Origin of the sequence: Mesorhizobium sp. M5C.F.Ca.ET.164.01.1.1, from assembly GCF_004792125.1 — a bacterium.
Classification (GTDB): Bacteria; Pseudomonadota; Alphaproteobacteria; order Rhizobiales; family Rhizobiaceae; genus Mesorhizobium; species Mesorhizobium wenxiniae.
The window spans coordinates 1-279 of record NZ_SRTG01000640.1 but is presented as its reverse complement, the minus strand read 5'-3'; the positions used below and the strand labels follow the sequence as shown (position 1 = coordinate 279).

Here is a 279-nt window from a genome sequence, read left to right as displayed (position 1 = left end):
CGGCCTTGCACTTGTCGGCGATGGCATTGAGGTTCGACACGCCGGTACCGAACTGGCGTAGCGTGATGTTGGACTGCGCCCAGATGGTCGGAAAGCCTGTGATGACGCCGGAACCGGCGGCGAAGCCGACGGCAGCAGCCCCCGTCTTCAGCAGCGAGCGGCGCGAAATTCCCGGTTTTGTTTCAGTCGTCTTTGTCATGTTCATTCCCCTGTCTTGTTTTGGTTTGGTCATTGAGTGTTGAATGAAGGCGGTCATCAATTGAGACGGCCAAGAACGAC

Annotated in this window: 1 protein-coding gene; it reads right to left on the bottom strand. The window is 57.3% G+C overall.

Annotated features, from left to right (window positions below; all coding sequences use genetic code 11):
* Positions 1-199, bottom strand: a 199-nt coding sequence (locus tag EN807_RS35100) for a twin-arginine translocation signal domain-containing protein (RefSeq protein ID WP_135938127.1), incomplete at its 3' end; no start/stop codon positions are given.
* Between the last annotated feature and the right edge of the window lie 80 nt (positions 200-279).